Below are 16,089 nucleotides of genomic sequence, written 5' to 3' on the forward strand. Positions count from 1 at the left end.
CAGCGAGTCCCGTGCCCTCGGTGTTGACCTCAGCTTACCAGAACAGAGCATTCCGTTCCAAGTCGTACCCCGCGCTGAGGTAGAGCACAGCGATCCGGTGGCCGTCCTCGCGAAGCCTCAAGGACCGGTTGCCGTTCGCGGCCGGTAATGGGCGTGTCGTCCGGCCGGTCGGTGCGGTCACACCTGCGTAGGGTGTGTGTTCAGGGTGTGGCCACACCCTTGCAGCGAGAGGTACCGGCCCCATGAGGCTCGAACTCACCAACTACGAGGCCCTGCACGGTTGGGGCGTCGTCAACAACAGTGCCGCTTGGCATGCCCAGCACAACCGCAAGCCTCCTGTGACCGAACAGGCGGTCGGAGACATCCTCTTCAGGGCTTACGACTGCCGGACCAGCACCACGACCACGGTAGAGCTCAGCGACGACGAGCGTGCGAGCTTCGCCGAGCTGGTCAGCGAGCACATCGCGGCGTGGGTGAAGCGCGGCCAGGAGAACGCCGCGACACCTCACCTGCGTTCACTGGTCGTGAAGCTGGGCGGCTGACATGCCTACCCCGGGCAGCCCGCAACGAAAGTTCCGCCTCGCCGACGACGCCCTTTGGGCCGAGTACGACCAGGCATGCCGCGACGTCAACGGCAGCGCGGACCGCAGTGACGACATCCGCAAACACGTCGAGGCCGTCGTCGCCGAATGGAAGAAGCGGCGCGAGGCGAGCTGATCCTCCAAGGGGCAGAGCGGCCCCTCAACGAGGCTCGGCCTCGAATGCCTGGGCGACGGCAAGGCTGTCCTCGTAGACGTGGTGCCGTGTGACGAGGCCGCCTTCGACGGTGAGGTGCAGGGCGAATCGCGAGCGATACGCACGTCCGGTCGGCCGGGCGGTCTGGCGGATCTCACCGATTACCACGGCATCGTTTCCGTCGATGAGGATGCGCTCGACCTCGGTCGCCGCGTGTTCCGGGACGTGGTGTTCGGCGAGCTCCCGGTAGTGCGCGGCCGCGTCGGCCCGGGTGGACCGGTGACGGATCCAGGGTGTGGCGGTGCGGCCGTGCTCGGCCTCCGGCCAGTCCAGCTTCCAGTCTCCCTGCTCGGCGTACAGTTCGGCGATGCGCTCGGGTTCGCCCTCGCCGATCCTGCGCAGCAGCTCCTCGACCACGGTGCGGGTGTTCGCGGGCGTGGTTACGGACATGGCCGACCTCTTCCCCTCGGGCCGCGTCCCGTCAACGCGGAGAGATCACCAACCCTGCCAGCGCCGACAGGTCAAGCCGATTACCCCTGGGGTAATGCCGGATCATCAGCAAGATCTGCTGCTCAAGCACAGGTGTTACCGGTGGACGGAATTGAAGAAAGGGGGGCGCTCTGTGAAAGGGGGAAGGGCCGACGAGAGAACGTCGGCCCTTCCCATGCGGGCCGGAGCCCGCGAGCACGTCGAATCGGATCAGTGACCCGAGACCACCGAGCTGCCGGCGCAGGTGAAGGACGTGGTGGGGTTCTCGGAGCTGAGGCCCAGCGCGCCCACGAGCCCGCCCTGCGAGTGGTTGATGTTGCTCTGGCAGTTCGGGACGACCGCGGTGGTGCCGTCGTTGTGGCCGCCGCCGTCGTGGTTGAGGTTGAGGTTGTCGTTGTCGCTGTCGCCGCCGCCGACGAGAAGGGTGGACAGCACGGCGCGCTCCGGCAGAACCTCGCCGGCCAGCTTGTCCAGCTCGGTGTAGCTGAAGGAGTTCATGTGATTCCTTTTCTTCTTGTCACGCCCGGATCCCCCGATGAGGACACCGGATGTCCCCTCCCCACCTCGAATCAGGTGAGGTCGCTATACGTATAGCAGACGTGACTGAGAGTGGCCAAGCAGTGGGTGTGACGGCGATTCCGATCGAATTGTCCGGACGCATCATGCCGTTCCCGTGCTGGGCGGTACCGGGGTATCTCCGCCGACAAGGATGGGTTCATTTGGAGGAACGGGAATGGCCGACAAAAGCCTCAGCGGCGACGCAGTTGATATGACCCGGTTTCACCGACCCGGCTTGATCATCTAGCCGATCGCGGCGAAGTATGCGGCTTTGTCCCGCGCGCTCATCCCCACCTCAATGGCCATCGGCCACTATCCTCAATCTGGCAGTGGGATCCGATCCACTTGTCTGTCCCTTGTGGGTGCCCGGCACGGCTGCCGGGCACCCACACCCCATTTGTCGCCCCCGCCGGCCGGCGTCGACGCCGAGTACGCCGAGCTGATCGGCGTCGACCTGTACTGCCCCCGCCCCGCCACCCGGATGGAGTTCTCGATCAGTGCAGGTTGCACGTCCCGAAAGTTAGACTGTACTGTAAAGTCTAAGTTCGGGCCGGGGAGGGGACCTGCATGAACACCCACACGGGGAACCGGATAGGGCACGAGCTGTCCCGGGAGCTCGACCTGGACATCGCGCCGTGAACGAACAGTCGAGCGCGGGCGGGCCGTCGGCGCGGCGGAAGGAGCCCGGACGCCGCAGGTCGGCCTCCGATGAGAAGATCCTCGCAGCGGCGAAGGAACTCTTCCTGGCCGACCGCTACGACGGGGTCACCCTGGAGCGGATCGCCGAGCGCGCCGGAGTGTCACGGCAGACCGTCTACAACCGCTTCGGTTCAAAGGAGACGGTCTTCCGGGAGATGGTCCGCTACCACTGGTCGGCGTTCGCCGGCCCGGACCGGGGCCTCGTCGAGTGCGACGCCGGCGCGAGCGCCGAGGAGGTTCTTCGCGCCTTCGCCCGGTCGCTCCAACGCTTCGCCACCGAGATCGACCAGATCCGTTTCGCGCGGCTCGTGGTGGCCGAATCCGGGCGCCTGCCGTGGATCGCGGACGACTTCTACCGGGTGGGCAAGGGGCCGGTCGTGGCCGCGTTCGTCGGCTGCCTCGACGGCCTGGTCAGCAGCGGCCGTCTGCGATGCCCGGACACCTACCTCGCCGCGCGCCAGTTCATGGGCCTCGTCCAGGAGTTCCTCGTCTGGCCGGGGGTCATGGCCTTCGAGGAGGAGGTCGCCGGTCAGCCCTCCGCGGAGGTGGTGATCGAGGAAGCCGTGCTGACCTTCCTGGCCCGCTACGCCCCCGCGTCCCCCGGCCCGGCGCGGCGGCCTGCCTGATCCGCTCACCGCATCTGTATCCGATCCACCCTCGGCTCTCTCCGGAGTAACCGTCATGCCCGCAGACACGATTTCCCTCGGCGATGTCGAGATCACGCGCGTCGTCGAGTGGTCCGGCCCCATCCGTACCGCCCGCTTCATCGTCCCCGACAGCGATGAGAAGACCTGGCGGGACAACCAGGAGTGGCTGGCGCCGGACTTCTGGACCCCGTCCGATGACGCCTACCGCTGCCACATCCAGACCTGGGTCCTGCGCAGCGAGGGAAGAACGATCCTGGTGGACACCGGGGTCGGCAACGACCGGGAGCGCCCGCAGGTCCCGCAGTTCGCCGGGCTGAAGACCGGCTACCTCGCCCGCCTGCGCGAGGCCGGCGTCGCGCCCGAGGACGTCGACGTGGTCGTCAACACCCACATCCATTACGACCACGTCGGCTGGAACACCGAACTGCGCGACGGGCAATGGCTGCCCACCTTCCCCAACGCCACCTACCTGATCCCGCGCGCCGACAATCTCTACTTCGACCCGGAGAACCCCCGCCGCAGCCGGCCGCCGCGCGACGAGCACGAGCGCATCCGCTGGGAGGGCAGCAAGCTGGTGTTCAACGACAGCATCGCCCCCGTCCACCAAGCCGGACAGGTCGTCCTGTGGGAGGACGCCCACCGCATCGACGGCAACCTGCTGCTGGAAGCCGCACCGGGTCACACCCCCGGTTCGTCCGTCCTCACCCTCCGCTCGGGCACCGACCGCGCCGTCTTCGTCGGGGACATGGTGCACAGCCCCGTCCAGGTCCTCGAACCCGGATGGAACAGCTGCTTCTGCGACGACCTCCAGCTCGCGGCCAAGACCCGCCGCGCCTATCTCTCCCGCGCCGCCGAGCTGCGGGAGCTCGTCATCCCCGCCCACTGGCCGGGGCACGGAGCCGCCGAGATCCGCAAGGACGGTGATGGCTTCGGCATCACCGCATGGGCCGCCTTCCCCCGGGCAGCCTGACGCCGCTGCCCAAGGACGCGGGGAAACCTCAGTCAGCCTGCCGCCGGCTCCTTCACGTCTTCCCACAGGTCCCGGAGCAGGCCTTCGAGACGGAGTTCGCCTTCAGGCGTCTGGGCGCCGCGCTCCAGGCCGCCCTGGATGAGCTTTGCGGCCGCGGGGCGCGCGATCAGGCCCGCCCATGCGTCGTGTTCGCGCAGGAAGCCCTCGGCGAGATCCTTCGGCGGTACGGCCAGCTTGGCGGCCTCGATGACACCGTCCGGAAGTGCCGCGATGTTGCGGGAGACCCGGTCGACGAAGGCGTCGATCTCGGCGGCGGGCAGGGCCCGGTTGATCCAGCCGTAGCGTTCAGCGGTCGGTGCGTCGAGGAGGTCCGCGCCGAGCAGGACTTCGAGCGCGCGGTTCCGGCCCAGGCGGTGCGTGAGGTACTGCGTGCCGGAGCCACCGGGGGTCAAGCCCATCAGTGCTTCGCACTGGGCGAGTCCCGCCGTCTCGGTCGCCGCGAAGGTCATGTCGGCCGCCGTGACGAACTCGGCTCCGCCGCCGCGGGCGATGCCCGCGAGCTTCACGATGGTGACCTGAGGCTGGTTCCGCACGGCCTCGGAGACCGACTGGAAGACGTTGAGACCTTTCGGCGCAGCCTCCATCAGCTCGGCGAACGCCGCCGACTGCGGATCCAGCGTCATGTCGACATGGGCGATGAAGAAATCCGGGATGGCACTGCTGAATATGATGACCTTTACCGAAGGGACGTCGCGGACCGTTTTGAGGAAGTGCAGCACCTCGGTCATGAGTTCGACGCCGAGTACATTGACCGGCGGGTTGTCGATGACCACGTTCGCGACCCCCTGGTCGACCGAGACCCGCAGAGTCGAGTACTCCTCCGCCGGCAGAGAATATTCGGTCACGCCCACTCCTTGCTTGCATCGCACTCCCGCCCGCGCATGTCGAGGCAGGCGGTTGAGTGTCGCAGGTTCCTGATGTATACCTAAGCTATGGCGAGCCGAAATGCAGCGTCAATTACGCACTTTCACCATCCCAGGTATGCTCGGGGATACCACCATGAACGATGAGGTCGTCTTCCGGACCGACTGCCCGAGCCGCGCGATCATCGACCAGATCGCGAACAAGTGGTCGATCCTGATCCTGGCGGTGCTGCTCGACGAACCGCGCCGGTTCAACGACATCAAACGGCGTCTCGAAGGCATCACCCAGCGGGTGCTGACCCAGAACCTGCGCCGCCTCGAACGCAGCGGGATGATCACACGCCGGGTGCTGTCCGGGCGAACGCTCGGAGTGGAATACGCCCTGACGCCGTTGGGTCGTTCCCTGCAGGAGCCACTCGGCCAGTTCTACGAATGGACGGTCCGGAACATGGACGTCATCCAGTCGCGACAGCGCGCCTACGACGCGTCCTCGATGAGCGGGTGATCGGTCACCGTGCCGTCACCGGCTCCGGTGCGTGGTGGGCGCGGCGGTAGGCCAGTGGTGACAGGCCCAGGTACGTGTGGAAGTGCTTGCGCAGGGCGACGGGGTCGCCGAAGCCGCAGGCGGTGGCGATCCGTGCGACGGTCAGGTCGGTGGACTCCAGCAGCGTCCGCGCGTGCGCCAGCCGCCGCTGCGCCAGCCACTTCAGCGGGCTGCTGCCCACCTCGCTCCGGAACCGCCGGGTGAAGGTGCGCACGCTCATGTGCGCGTGCCGGGCCATGTCCTCCAGCGTGATCGGCTCGGCCAGCCGGTCCAGCGCCCACTGCCGGGTCGCCGATGTGGAACGGCCGGTGTCCTGCGGGACCGGGTGCTCGATGAACTGCGCCTGCCCGCCCTCGCGCCACGGCGCCACCACGCAGCGCCGCGCGGCGGCCGACGCCACCGCCGCCCCGTGGTCCAGGCGGACCAGGTGCAGGCACAGGTCGATGCCGGCCGCTCCGCCGGCGGACGTCAGGATGCGCCCGTTGTCGACGAACAGCACGTCCGGATCGACCTCGACGCCGGGGAACAGCCGCGCCATCGCGTCGCACAGCGCCCAGTGCGTGGTGGCCCGCAGACCGTCCAGCAGACCGGCCGCCGCGAGCAGGAAGGCCGAGGTGCACAGGCTGACGATCCGGGTCCGCGGCCCTATCCGGTCCAGCGCAGCGGCGAGTTCCTCGGGGAGCACGCCGGTCGCGAGCAGGTGCTCGCCGGGCTCCTGAGTGGCGAGCACGACGGTGTCCGCGGTGTCCAGCACCGACTCGTCGTGGTCGACGACGATCCGGTAGTCCTCGTGCGTGCGCACCGGCCGGCCGCCGAGGGAGCAGGTGCTGACGGAGTACAGGCGGGTCCCGTCCGGTTCGCAGGCCTCGTTGAACACCCGCGCCGGGATGCCCAGGTCCAGCGGCAGGACTCCGTCAAGGGCGAGAACGACGACACGATGCGGCATGGCCGGAATGGTACGACAGATGGCTCCCCGGCCACTCACCCGCCTCCACGCGCACGCGCCACTCTTTCTTCGGCCGGGCCACGGTCCCGGCCGAAGAAGGAATGAGACGGACATGAGCGAGGACGACATGAACGAGCACACCATGCGGGCCGTCACCATCAGGGAGTTCGGCGGACCGGAGGTGCTGACCGTCGAGGAGGTCGCGCGCCCCGAGCCGCTGCCGACCGAGGTGCTGGTGCGCGTGCACGCCGCCGGCGTCAACCCGGTGGACTGGAAGACCCGCGAGGGTCAGGGCATGGCGGGACTGCAGACGTTCCCGCTGATCCTGGGCTGGGACGTCTCCGGCGTCGTCGAAGAGGTCGGCTTCGGCGTCACCACGCTCGCGCCCGGCGACGAGGTGTACGGCATGCCCTGGTTTCCGCGCGCCGTCGGCGGCTACGCCGAATACGTGACCGCACCGGCCCGCCAGTGGGCCCGCAAGCCGGCCACCCTCGACCACGTGCACGCGGCCGCCGTGCCGCTGGCGGCGCTGACCGCCTGGCAGATCGTGGTCGACACCGCCCGCGTGCGGGCCGGGCAACGCGTCCTGATCACGGCCGCCGCCGGCGGGGTGGGCCACTTCGCGGTCCAGTTCGCCCGGTACCTGGGCGCCCACGTGGTCGCCACCGCCAGTGCCGCCCGCCATCTGTGGCTCAAGGAGCTCGGCGCCGACGAGGCCATCGACTACACCACCACCCGCTTCGAGGACGCCGCCGACGATGTCGACGTCGTCATCGACCTGGTGGGCGACGCGCACGACCGGACCAGCACCCGCTCGCTCGAGGTCCTGCGTCCCGGCGGCCTGCTGGTCGCCGTCCCGGCCGGGGTCTCCCCGGAACTGGCCCGGGCCGCCGCGGCGGCCGGCGTGCACACCACTCCGTACCTGGTCGAGCCGGACGGTGCCGCGCTGACCACGATCGCACGCCTGATCGACGCCGGTGACGTCGCCGTCGAGGTGCAGGAGACCTTCCCGCTCGACCAGGCCGGCGCGGCCCACGTCCGCGGCGAGGCCGGCCGCACCCGCGGCAAGCTCGTCCTCACCGTGACCGCCTGACCACCCCCGCGACCAGTTCGGAGGAGCACCGTCGTCACCCGCGTGACCCCCACCCCGGCCTCACCCTTGCGGTGACCCGGCTCCGGGCGGGGAGTCGTCACCGTCACGGCCTGCCTCTGAGGCATACGGTATTGCCCATGACGCAAGGAGACGGAGAGCTGGACGGCCTCGTACGCAAACGCATCCGCGCGTTGCGGGTGGCGCAGGGCTGGTCACTGGAGGAGTTGGCCACCCGCGCCCACCTCAGCCAGTCCTCGCTGAGCCGCATCGAGAACGGCCAGCGCCGTCTCGCACTGGACCAGCTGGTCACCCTCGCTCGCGCCCTGGACACCACGCTGGATCAGCTCGTGGAGACCGCCACCGACGACGTCGTCATCAGCCCGACGATCGACAGCGCCCGCGGTCAGATGCGCTGGACCGTCAAGGCCGACCCCGGGATGAGCGTGGTGCGCCAGCGCATGACCGAACCGCCCCCCGAGAACCCGGCGCGCATGCGCGCCCACCCGGGGCACGAATGGCTCGTCGTCCTGTCCGGCACGGCGATCCTCATGCTCGGCCACAACCGCATCCGTCTCGAGACCAACCAGGCGGCCGAGTTTCCCACGATGATGCCGCACGCCATCGGAGCGGACTCGGGCCCGTGCGAGGTCCTGGGCATCTTCGACCGCGACGCCCGCCGCAGCCACCAGCGCGACGGCGCTCAGGACGCCCCCGAATGATGGGGTAGGCCGCGCAACGGCGACCTCTTGCGCCTCGGGCAACGCCCCCGACCATCCTCTTGCGTAAACTGGAAGATCTTATGCCGTTCCGGCATAGCTGTCTTAGCGTGAAGAGCATGCACCAACCGCACACGCACACCACCCATCACGACGCTTCGTCCGGTCACCACCACGGTCAGGGACCCGCCAGCCAGGCGGACATCCTCGATCTGGACGCCGAGGTCCTCGCCGAACACACCGCCTCCATCACCGCATGGCTGCCGCTGCATACCGGCCCACGCCACATCGTGGACCTGGGGTGCGGCACGGGCGCGGGCACCTTCGCCCTCCTCGACCGCTTCCCCGACGCGCACGTCACCGCCGTCGACGCGTCCGCCGAACACCTACAGCGCCTGCGCACCAAGGCGTGCGCCCGCGGCGTCCAGGAGCGTGTGCGCACCGCGCAGGCCGACCTCGACGAAGCCGCCTGGCCCGACCTCGGCTCACCGGACCTCGTATGGGCGTCGGCCTCGATGCACCACATGGCCAACCCCGACCACGCACTGCGCAACGTCCACGACGCGCTCGCGCCCGGCGGCCTGTTCGCCGTCGTCGAACTGGCCGGCCACCCCCGCTTCCTGCCCGAAAACGCCCCCAAGGACCGGCCCGGCCTGGAAGGACGCGTCCACGCCGCTGCCGACCGCCTCCAGGCCGAACACATGCCCCACCGCGGCGCCGACTGGGGCCCGATGCTGACCGCCGCCGGCTTCACGGTCGAAGGCGAACGCACCATCGCCGTGAACATCGAAGGCTCGCGTAGCGAGGCGATCGGCCTCTACGCCCTCGGCGTCCTGCAGCGCATCCGCAGCGTCATCGCCGAAAGGATCTCCCCCGAGGACCTCACCGCGCTAGACCAGCTCCTCGACACCAGCGGCCCGCACAGCATCCTGCGCCGCGACGACCTGACGGTACGCACCGAGCGCACCGTCTGGGCAGCCCGCCGCACCGCCCCGCAACAAGGCTGAGAGCGGTAGACCACCGAGCAACCCCACCCACTACCCGCTCACCCACGTGCAGCCGTGACGCGCCACCAACCAGCAGGCACAACCTGTTGCGCGCCATCGAAGAGGTCACCTGGGCCAACGGCCGCCCCCCGAAGGTGCCTTTCCGTAGATGTTCAGCGCACGTCCACGTAGTCGGTGGGCTTGTTGGAGGCGAGGTAGGCGGAGCTTCCTTTGTAGGCGGCCATCCAGGTGCCGTCCTGGGAAGCCTTGAACGTCTTGCTGAACCACCCGCTGCTTGCGGTCTTCACCACGGCCACCTGCGTCCAGATGCTGGAGCCCTTCGGCTGGAAGTACAGGTAAACGGACGCGCCCGGCCCCGGCAGCTTCTTGTCCAAGTACCGGAACAGCTGCCCCTTGACCGTGATGGTCTTCCCCTTCGCCACCGGCTCCGGAGAAGCGTTGAAACTGGCGATGGACGTCCCGTACCGCACGTCGACATAAACCGGATTGCTGGTGAGCGCCATGTAGGCGGAGTTGCCCGCGTACCGGACCCGCCAGTACCCGTCCTGCTTGGCCGCGCCGGAGTTCAAACTGAAAAGTCCATTGGAAGTCGTCTTGCCGCTCCCTGCCGCGGCCCACCCGGTCTTTCCGTTCGTGGAGAACTCCGCGACAAGGGGTGCGCTCTCGATCGCCAGCGCGCCCGGAAGGGCGCCCAGCCTGCCGCTGATGGAGAGCGGCTGACCGTAACGGCCGGGGTTCGGCGTCAGTTTCAGGCCGGTGATGACGGTGGGACGCCGGACGTCCAGCGTGCCCGCCGCGGCCCGGGCGTCCTCAAGGAAGGGGTCGCCGCTCGCGACGACCGCGAGCGGCCCCGGCCTGTCGGCTGCGAACTGGGAGGTGAACGTCCCGTCCGCTGCCGTCGGTCCCAGGGGGATGTTCTCCATGGTGGCGCCCGAACCGACGACCGCCGTGAGTTGCACACCCGGTGCGGGTACGAGGCCCGTCGCGCCGTGCCTCAGCAACTTCCCCTGCACCTCCACGTCGGTGCCGGTCGCCACCGGTTGCGCCGTCGTCACGCGCGCGGACAGCTCCGTCGCCTGTTTCGCGACGGTGACTCCGGTGACCTGGCCGGTAGCGCAGTTGGGCCCGTCCGCCGTGTAAGAAGCGGTCACCGGGAACTGGCCTTGCGAAGTGAACGTGAAGGATCCGTCCGGGCCGGCCTGCGTGGTGGAGGTACCGCCGCCGTAGATCTTGGCGTTGGGCACCGGTTCGGGCGTGGCCTCGCGCGACTTCTGCGCCATGAGGCGACCGTGGACGGTGACGTCCGAGTGGTCCGCGTCGATGACCGAGGGTTGGGTGACGAGGTCGGTGATGCTGGTCTCGTAGCAGTCGTTGAACTTGGCCAACGTGCTCGCGGTCGCCCCGTCCGCCGTCTTGACCTGTGCGTTCACGTAGTTGGCGCGCGGATGCCGCACGATGTCGGTGCGGTATTCGGCCTGCCAGGTGCCGTCCTGGTCCGTCCCGGCGACCCGCGTGAACCGGACCGTGTCGTAGGTCGCGCTCGCGGTGTTCGGATAGTGCAGGCTCGCCGTGACATCGGTGACGCCGCTGGCCGACTTCGCGGTGAGGGTGAGCACGACGACCCGGTCAGGGGCGAGGCGATCGAGGGACGCGGTCAGCTTGATGTCCGTCGCGTCCGCGCGGGCGGCGGCCGGGACGAACGCGGTCGACGCCACCAGCACGGCGGCGACCAGGAAGGACGACTTTCGGCGCACGGAAGGTACCTCTCACCTGAGCGATCAAGAAATGACCGGCGAGGAGGAGACGCCCAAGATCCTCTACCGGTTGCCCGGCACGCCATCTACACCGACGTCACCGCCGAAGCTGTTGCTCCGCGCTCGCTGCCAAGACCCCGGCCGCCGTCATTGCTGACGAGACGAAGAGCCGCAGGTCAGACCCATACCTGCTGGATTTCGCCGATTGCTGCCGGGGCCTTGGCCGCGTCAGTGACTTGTGGTGTTCTCGTGGACGCGCGGGGCCGGGCTCGTCGAGCGTGACGATTCGGTGCTCTTGATCAGCCACAGGCCGGTGAGCAGGGCTGTGGCCAAGGTGACGATGCCGGCCACGACGAAGGCGCTGTTGAGCCCGTCCTCGAAGGAGGCGCCACCGGACTGCCGGGTGCGGACGACGGCTCCGAGCACGGCCACGCCGAGGACCGCGCCGATCTGCCGGGTGGTGCTGCTGACGCCCGACGCCAGGCCGCCCTCCTGCGGGCTGACCGACTGGATGGCGGCGCCGGTCAGCGGGGACATCGTCAGGGCGAAACCGATCCCGACGACGGCCAGCCGCCACCACACGTTGGTGTAGCCGGTGTCGGCGTGCACGAAGCCCAGGGCCAGCAGTCCCAGCCCGGCCAGCGTCAGGCCGATGGTGACCACGATCCGGAAGCCGTACCGGGCGGCCAGCCGGCCCGCGAACGGGCTGACGACGACCATCGCGAGCGTGGCGGGCAGGGTCTGCACCCCGGCTCGCAGGATCGAGCTGCCCTGGACGTAGACGAAGAACTGGGAGAAGAAGAACGACGAGCCCATGAGCGCGAAACCGACCACGATCATCGCCGTGTTGGAGACCGTGAACAGCCGTTGCCTGAAGAGCCGCAATGGCAGCATCGGTGCCGGAACCCGTCCTTCGACGACCACGAAGACGGCGAGGATCACGACCGCGGCGGCGAAGCTGCTCAGGATCAGCGGCGAGGTCCAGCCACGGGAGCCGCCCTCGATCAGCCCGTAGGTGAGCGTCCCCACGCCCAGGACGGACAGGACCGTTCCCGGGACGTCGATCGCCGGCGCGTTCGGGTTGCGGGATTCGTCCAGCGTGCGCAGGCCGGCGACCAGCAGGACCGCGCCGACGGGCACGTTGACGAGGAAGATCGCGGGCCAGCCGAAGGCCTCGACCAGAACGCCGCCGGCCAGTGGTCCGGCGGCCAGTCCGATTCCGCTGAACCCGGCCCACAGCCCGATCGCCCTGACCCGCTCCTGCGGGACCGGATACGCGGCGGCGAGCAGGGCCAGCGAGGCGGGGCTCAGCGCCGCGGCCCCGATGCCCTGCAGCACCCGCCCGGTGATCAGCCAGCCGATCGAGGGCGCGGCGGAGCACACGACGGACGCGGCGGTGAACACCACGACGCCGGCCAGGAACATCCTCTTGCGGCCGAAGCGGTCGGCGAAGACGCCGCCGGACAGCAGCAGCATGGCGACCAGCAGCACATACGCGTCGACGATCCACTGCAGCCCGGTCAACTGGGTGTGCAGCCGCTCCTGCATGTCGGGCAGCGCCGCGCCGACGATCGTGTTGTCGAGCAGCACCATGAACTGCCCCAGGCAGGTCACCGTGAGCAACGCCGTCCGGTTCGGCACGGCCACCGGCGGTGCAGACGCCATCGTTCCTCCTAAAGCAGTTGGCTACTGCTTTAGGAACCTAGACCATGGAACCCGTAAACGCAACTGCGAGCTGCGCTAAGGTGGGGGCATGGAGGAGCGAGGACCGGCCCGGCGGCCCGGCGGACGCAGCGCCCGCGTCCGGGCGGCGGTGCACCAGGCCGTCACGGACCTGGTCGGCGAGCGCGGCTACGGCGAATTCACGGTCGGTGACGTCGCGGCCCGCGCGGGCGTGGCCGATACCAGCATCTACCGCAGGTGGGGCACCCTGGAGGCCCTGCTCACCGACGTGGTGCTCACGCGCCTGAACGCGCAGTCGCCGATGCCCGACACCGGGAGCCTGGCCGGTGACCTGCACGCCTACGCGGCCCAGGTGGCGCGCGAGATCACCGGACCCGACGGCCTGGCGGTGCTGCGCCTGACCGTCGCCCTGTCGAACAAGGGCGAGCGGGGCCTGCGGGCGCGTGACGACTTTCTCGCCGAACGCACCAGGTTCGTGCAGGTCATGCTCGACCGCGCCGCCGAACGCGGCGAGCATCCACCGGACGTGCTGGGCGTGCTCGACCACATCATGGCCCCGATGTACATCCGCGTCCTGTTCGGTGCGGGCCCGCTCACCCCGGACTACATCGCCGGGCTGGTCGACCGGTTGCTGGGGCAGGCCTGACCGTCGCAGGGAACAGGCCGCGGCGAGGCGGCCGCCGCTTGACGATCTTCCGTCGCAGGAGGAGCGTGGTGCGGTGATCAGGGCCCTGCGGGCGGCGGACGCTGAAGAACTCCCTTACCGGATGGCGCGCGGCATGCTGTGGACCGCGCTGATCCTGCTGTTCGCCATGCGGGCCATACATGGGCTGGAACTCGACCAGTCGAGGGCGGCGTTGGTGCTGGCCGCGGCCTCCTATCCGCCGCTGGTCGCGATCTTGCTGCGGCGCTGGAGGGCGCGGCGGCGCGTCCGGTACGGCCTGCTGGGCGCGGTGACGGTGCTGGCCCTGCTGCCGTTCGCCGTGGTCGGGACGGACTGGGCCTGGTTGCCGTGGACGGTCGCCGCGGCGGTGCTGTGCGTGCTCCCCCAGCGGGTCGCGTGGCCGCTGTTCGCCCTGATCGTCGCAGCCGCCTTCGGCGGCAAGGCGCTCAGCGGGGCGCCCTTCCCCGACTGCCTCTGGCAGGCGACGGCCACCGCGACCGACGGGCTGATCGTCTTCAGCCTGTACGCGCTCGCCGAGATGGTCCACGACCTGCACGAGGCCCGCGGCGAACAGGCCCGGCTGGCGCTGGTCCGGGAGCGGCTGCGGCTGGACGGCGAGCTGCGCGGCGACCTCGACCGGGAGCTGGCGGCCATCGCCGGCCGACTGCGCGGCGCGGTCGGTGCGGCGCCCCGCGCCGCGCTCGCCGAGATCGCGGAGGCGACCGCGGCCGCGCGGCGCGCGCTGGCGGGCATGCGGGCCACGGCGAGCCGGTACCGCGCCCGCGAGGAGCCGGCCGCGGTGCCCATGATCGGCTCTCCCCGGCCGGCCCTCGGCGTCCTGCTGGCGGTGATCGTCCTGCAGATGACGAAGAACCTGGTGTACATGGTGAGCGAACCAGGCGGCGATGCGCGCTGGCTGGTCGCGGCGGTCCCGGTGCTGGCCTGCGTGGTGCCGCTGCTGATGCGGCGGACCCCGGCCCGGTGGGCGGCGGCCTGGGCGCTGCTCGTCCCGCCGGTGTGGGCGCTCTCCTTCTCCGCACCGTCGGTGGCCTATCTGACGTACCTCTGGGGTTTCGTCATGGGCGCGGCGCTGGTGACGTTCCGGCCGCCGCGCTCGTGGGCGGTCGCCGCGGGCCTCCTGGTGATGCGCGTCGTGTTGTTCCATGTCCCCCCACCCGTCCCGTCCTTGGTCGAACAGGTGGGCGACCTCGTCTCGGACGTCATCCTGGCGTGGCTGTTCGCCAGCCTGGTCCGGCTCGCCGACCTCGTCGTGGTGCTGGAGCGGGCGCGGCACGAGGTGGCGGGCGCCGTCTCCGCCGCCGAGCGCCTGCGCGTCGCGCGCGACCTGCACGACGTGCTCGGCTTCACCCTGTCGGCGGTCGCGCTGCGGGGCGAGCTGGCCGCACGGCTGCTGGAACGCGACCCGGACCGGGCCGGCGCCGAGCTGACCGCGCTCGTCGACATGGTGGAACGGTCCCGCACCGAACTCGGCTCGATCACCGGCGGACGGGTCCGGCTGCGGCTGGACCGGGAACTGGACGCTGCGGTGGACGTCCTGACCGCCGCGGGAATCGCCGCGCGGGCGCAGGGGGACGCCGGGCCGCTCGCGGAGGCCGTCGACACCGCGCTCGCGGCGGTGCTGCGCGAGTGCGTGACGAACGTGCTGCGCCACAGCAAGGCGCGCACCTGCACCATCACGATCACCCGCACCGGCGGCACGGTGCGGCTGCGGGTCGCCAACGACGGCGCCGGGCCCGCGCGCGGCGTGCCGGGCTCCGGACTGGCCGGCCTGGCCGAGCGGACCGGCGGCCGGTTGCGGGCCGGGCTGCGGCCGGGCGGACGGTTCGAGGTGACGGCCGAGTTCGCCGCGGGGACGCCCGAGCCGGCGGAGCAGCCCGAGCCGGCGGAGCAGCCCGAGCCGCGAGCGGCGCGCTCAGAGCCAGCCCGCCTCCCGGGCGATGCGGACGGCGTCGATGCGGTTGCGGGCGTTTAGCTTGGCGACCGCCGAGGTCAGGTAGTTCCGGACCGTTCCATAGGTGAGGAACAACCGCTCGGCGACCTCCAGGGGTTCCGCGCCGGTCGCGACGAGTTCCAGCACCTCGGTCTCGCGGCGGGTCAGCGGGTTCGGCGGCGACTGGAGCGCCGCGACCGCCAGCTCCGGGTCCACCGCCTGACCGCCCGCCGCCACCGTGCGGATGGCCGCGACCAGCTCGGCGGGCCGCAGGTCCTTCGGCACGAACCCGGCGACCCCGGCGGCCAGCGCCCGCCGCAGCTGGCCCGGCCGGCTCAGCGCGGTGAGGATCAGCACCCGGCACTCCGGCAGCCGGCCGCGCAACTCGGCGGCCGCCGCGACACCGTCCATCCCGGGCAGGTCGATGTCGAGCACCGCCACGTCCGGCCGGTGCCGCTCCGCCGCGGGCACGATCTCCGCGCCCGACGCCACCTGGGCCACCACCTCGACGCCGTCCTCCAGCGCGAGCAGCTCGACCAGCGCCTCGCGGAGCAGGTGCATGTCCTCGGCGATCAGAATCCGGATCATCGCAACCCCCCGGTGCCCATGATCGCCGATGACCGTGCCGTTCGCAGCGCGGTCGCCGTGCGAAATGCACACCGCCCCGGTGACGTCCGGCACTGTGCCGGGCCCGCCCCCTCGCCGGAGGA

The 16,089-nt window shown here is 70.3% G+C and carries 17 protein-coding genes; 10 read left to right on the forward strand and 7 right to left on the reverse strand.

Annotation, left to right across the window (positions count from 1 at the left end; all coding sequences use genetic code 11):
• Positions 1 to 242 precede the first annotated feature (242 nt).
• Positions 243 to 542 carry a hypothetical protein gene (locus tag ACA514_RS28155; RefSeq protein WP_375044253.1) on the forward strand — a complete coding sequence of 100 codons (300 nt, stop codon included), beginning with the start codon at positions 243 to 245 and terminating at the stop codon, positions 540 to 542.
• A 1-nt stretch (position 543) separates the two neighbouring features.
• A complete protein-coding gene (locus ACA514_RS28160; RefSeq protein WP_375044254.1) occupies positions 544 to 717 on the forward strand; it encodes a hypothetical protein in 174 nt (57 codons plus the stop codon).
• A gap of 24 nt (positions 718 to 741) precedes the next feature.
• Here ACA514_RS28160 and ACA514_RS28165 read toward each other — a convergent pair whose 3' ends face one another.
• Positions 742 to 1,185, reverse strand: a complete 444-nt coding sequence (locus tag ACA514_RS28165; protein WP_375044255.1) for a nuclear transport factor 2 family protein — start codon at positions 1,183 to 1,185, stop codon at positions 742 to 744.
• A 249-nt stretch (positions 1,186 to 1,434) separates the two neighbouring features.
• The gene (locus ACA514_RS28170) at positions 1,435 to 1,722 is read right to left on the reverse strand and encodes a hypothetical protein (protein ID WP_375044256.1); all 288 of its coding nucleotides are present in this window, start codon (positions 1,720 to 1,722) and stop codon (positions 1,435 to 1,437) included.
• 695 nt (positions 1,723 to 2,417) lie between these two features.
• On the opposite strand from ACA514_RS28170, the gene ACA514_RS28175 reads away from it, so the two are divergent.
• The gene (locus ACA514_RS28175; RefSeq protein ID WP_375044257.1) at positions 2,418 to 3,107 is read left to right on the forward strand and encodes a TetR/AcrR family transcriptional regulator; all 690 of its coding nucleotides are present in this window, start codon (positions 2,418 to 2,420) and stop codon (positions 3,105 to 3,107) included.
• A gap of 55 nt (positions 3,108 to 3,162) precedes the next feature.
• The gene (locus tag ACA514_RS28180) at positions 3,163 to 4,098 is read left to right on the forward strand and encodes an MBL fold metallo-hydrolase (protein WP_375044258.1); all 936 of its coding nucleotides are present in this window, start codon (positions 3,163 to 3,165) and stop codon (positions 4,096 to 4,098) included.
• 32 nt (positions 4,099 to 4,130) lie between these two features.
• On the opposite strand, the gene ACA514_RS28185 is transcribed toward ACA514_RS28180, so the two are convergent.
• Complete coding sequence (locus ACA514_RS28185) at positions 4,131 to 5,003, reverse strand: enoyl-CoA hydratase/isomerase family protein (RefSeq protein WP_375044259.1); 873 nt, start codon at positions 5,001 to 5,003, stop codon at positions 4,131 to 4,133.
• A gap of 154 nt (positions 5,004 to 5,157) precedes the next feature.
• Between ACA514_RS28185 and ACA514_RS28190 the strand changes: the two genes are divergently transcribed.
• Positions 5,158 to 5,526 (forward strand): winged helix-turn-helix transcriptional regulator, encoded by a 369-nt coding sequence (locus ACA514_RS28190; protein WP_375044260.1) that lies wholly within the window; start codon positions 5,158 to 5,160, stop codon positions 5,524 to 5,526.
• Positions 5,527 to 5,530: 4 nt separating this feature from the next.
• On the opposite strand, the gene ACA514_RS28195 is transcribed toward ACA514_RS28190, so the two are convergent.
• Positions 5,531 to 6,511 (reverse strand): GlxA family transcriptional regulator, encoded by a 981-nt coding sequence (locus ACA514_RS28195; protein ID WP_375044261.1) that lies wholly within the window; start codon positions 6,509 to 6,511, stop codon positions 5,531 to 5,533.
• Between the two features lie 112 nt (positions 6,512 to 6,623).
• Between ACA514_RS28195 and ACA514_RS28200 the strand changes: the two genes are divergently transcribed.
• From ACA514_RS28200 to ACA514_RS28210, 3 genes are all read left to right on the forward strand, one after another.
• The gene (locus ACA514_RS28200) at positions 6,624 to 7,604 is read left to right on the forward strand and encodes an NADP-dependent oxidoreductase (RefSeq protein WP_375044262.1); all 981 of its coding nucleotides are present in this window, start codon (positions 6,624 to 6,626) and stop codon (positions 7,602 to 7,604) included.
• A gap of 137 nt (positions 7,605 to 7,741) precedes the next feature.
• Complete coding sequence (locus tag ACA514_RS28205; RefSeq protein ID WP_375044263.1) at positions 7,742 to 8,323, forward strand: helix-turn-helix domain-containing protein; 582 nt, start codon at positions 7,742 to 7,744, stop codon at positions 8,321 to 8,323.
• 116 nt (positions 8,324 to 8,439) lie between these two features.
• On the forward strand, positions 8,440 to 9,327 hold the full coding sequence (locus ACA514_RS28210) for a class I SAM-dependent methyltransferase (protein ID WP_375044264.1): 888 nt from the start codon (positions 8,440 to 8,442) through the stop codon (positions 9,325 to 9,327).
• Positions 9,328 to 9,479: 152 nt separating this feature from the next.
• On the opposite strand, the gene ACA514_RS28215 is transcribed toward ACA514_RS28210, so the two are convergent.
• Together ACA514_RS28215 and ACA514_RS28220 are read right to left on the reverse strand one after the other, a co-directional pair.
• Positions 9,480 to 11,081 carry a hypothetical protein gene (locus tag ACA514_RS28215; RefSeq protein ID WP_375044265.1) on the reverse strand — a complete coding sequence of 534 codons (1,602 nt, stop codon included), beginning with the start codon at positions 11,079 to 11,081 and terminating at the stop codon, positions 9,480 to 9,482.
• Between the two features lie 228 nt (positions 11,082 to 11,309).
• Positions 11,310 to 12,746, reverse strand: a complete 1,437-nt coding sequence (locus tag ACA514_RS28220; protein WP_375044266.1) for an MFS transporter — start codon at positions 12,744 to 12,746, stop codon at positions 11,310 to 11,312.
• An 88-nt stretch (positions 12,747 to 12,834) separates the two neighbouring features.
• On the opposite strand from ACA514_RS28220, the gene ACA514_RS28225 reads away from it, so the two are divergent.
• Both ACA514_RS28225 and ACA514_RS28230 read left to right on the forward strand, forming a co-directional pair.
• Positions 12,835 to 13,410, forward strand: coding sequence for a TetR/AcrR family transcriptional regulator (locus tag ACA514_RS28225; protein ID WP_375044267.1), 576 nt, complete (start codon positions 12,835 to 12,837; stop codon positions 13,408 to 13,410).
• Between the two features lie 73 nt (positions 13,411 to 13,483).
• Complete coding sequence (locus ACA514_RS28230; RefSeq protein ID WP_375044268.1) at positions 13,484 to 15,421, forward strand: sensor histidine kinase; 1,938 nt, start codon at positions 13,484 to 13,486, stop codon at positions 15,419 to 15,421.
• Here the strand turns inward: ACA514_RS28230 and ACA514_RS28235 are convergent.
• Complete coding sequence (locus tag ACA514_RS28235) at positions 15,362 to 15,967, reverse strand: response regulator (RefSeq protein WP_375044269.1); 606 nt, start codon at positions 15,965 to 15,967, stop codon at positions 15,362 to 15,364. The genes ACA514_RS28230 and ACA514_RS28235 overlap by 60 nt on opposite strands.
• Between the last annotated feature and the right edge of the window lie 122 nt (positions 15,968 to 16,089).

It is taken from the genome of Actinomadura sp. NTSP31, assembly GCF_041951385.1.
Classification (GTDB): domain Bacteria; phylum Actinomycetota; class Actinomycetes; order Streptosporangiales; family Streptosporangiaceae; genus Spirillospora; species Spirillospora napierensis.

Bases quoted from the DNA above. Each gene is read 5' to 3' on its own strand.
- ACA514_RS28155 (WP_375044253.1), top strand. From the start codon at position 243: ATGAGGCTCGAACTCACCAACTACGAGGCCCTGCACGGTTGGGGCGTC.
- ACA514_RS28160 (WP_375044254.1), top strand. From the start codon at position 544: ATGCCTACCCCGGGCAGCCCGCAACGAAAGTTCCGCCTCGCCGACGAC.
- ACA514_RS28165 (WP_375044255.1), bottom strand. From the start codon at position 1,185: ATGTCCGTAACCACGCCCGCGAACACCCGCACCGTGGTCGAGGAGCTG.
- ACA514_RS28170 (WP_375044256.1), bottom strand. From the start codon at position 1,722: ATGAACTCCTTCAGCTACACCGAGCTGGACAAGCTGGCCGGCGAGGTT.
- ACA514_RS28180 (WP_375044258.1), top strand. From the start codon at position 3,163: ATGCCCGCAGACACGATTTCCCTCGGCGATGTCGAGATCACGCGCGTC.
- ACA514_RS28190 (WP_375044260.1), top strand. From the start codon at position 5,158: ATGAACGATGAGGTCGTCTTCCGGACCGACTGCCCGAGCCGCGCGATC.
- ACA514_RS28195 (WP_375044261.1), bottom strand. From the start codon at position 6,511: ATGCCGCATCGTGTCGTCGTTCTCGCCCTTGACGGAGTCCTGCCGCTG.
- ACA514_RS28200 (WP_375044262.1), top strand. From the start codon at position 6,624: ATGAGCGAGGACGACATGAACGAGCACACCATGCGGGCCGTCACCATC.
- ACA514_RS28205 (WP_375044263.1), top strand. From the start codon at position 7,742: ATGACGCAAGGAGACGGAGAGCTGGACGGCCTCGTACGCAAACGCATC.
- ACA514_RS28210 (WP_375044264.1), top strand. From the start codon at position 8,440: ATGCACCAACCGCACACGCACACCACCCATCACGACGCTTCGTCCGGT.
- ACA514_RS28220 (WP_375044266.1), bottom strand. From the start codon at position 12,746: ATGGCGTCTGCACCGCCGGTGGCCGTGCCGAACCGGACGGCGTTGCTC.
- ACA514_RS28225 (WP_375044267.1), top strand. From the start codon at position 12,835: ATGGAGGAGCGAGGACCGGCCCGGCGGCCCGGCGGACGCAGCGCCCGC.
- ACA514_RS28235 (WP_375044269.1), bottom strand. From the start codon at position 15,967: ATGATCCGGATTCTGATCGCCGAGGACATGCACCTGCTCCGCGAGGCG.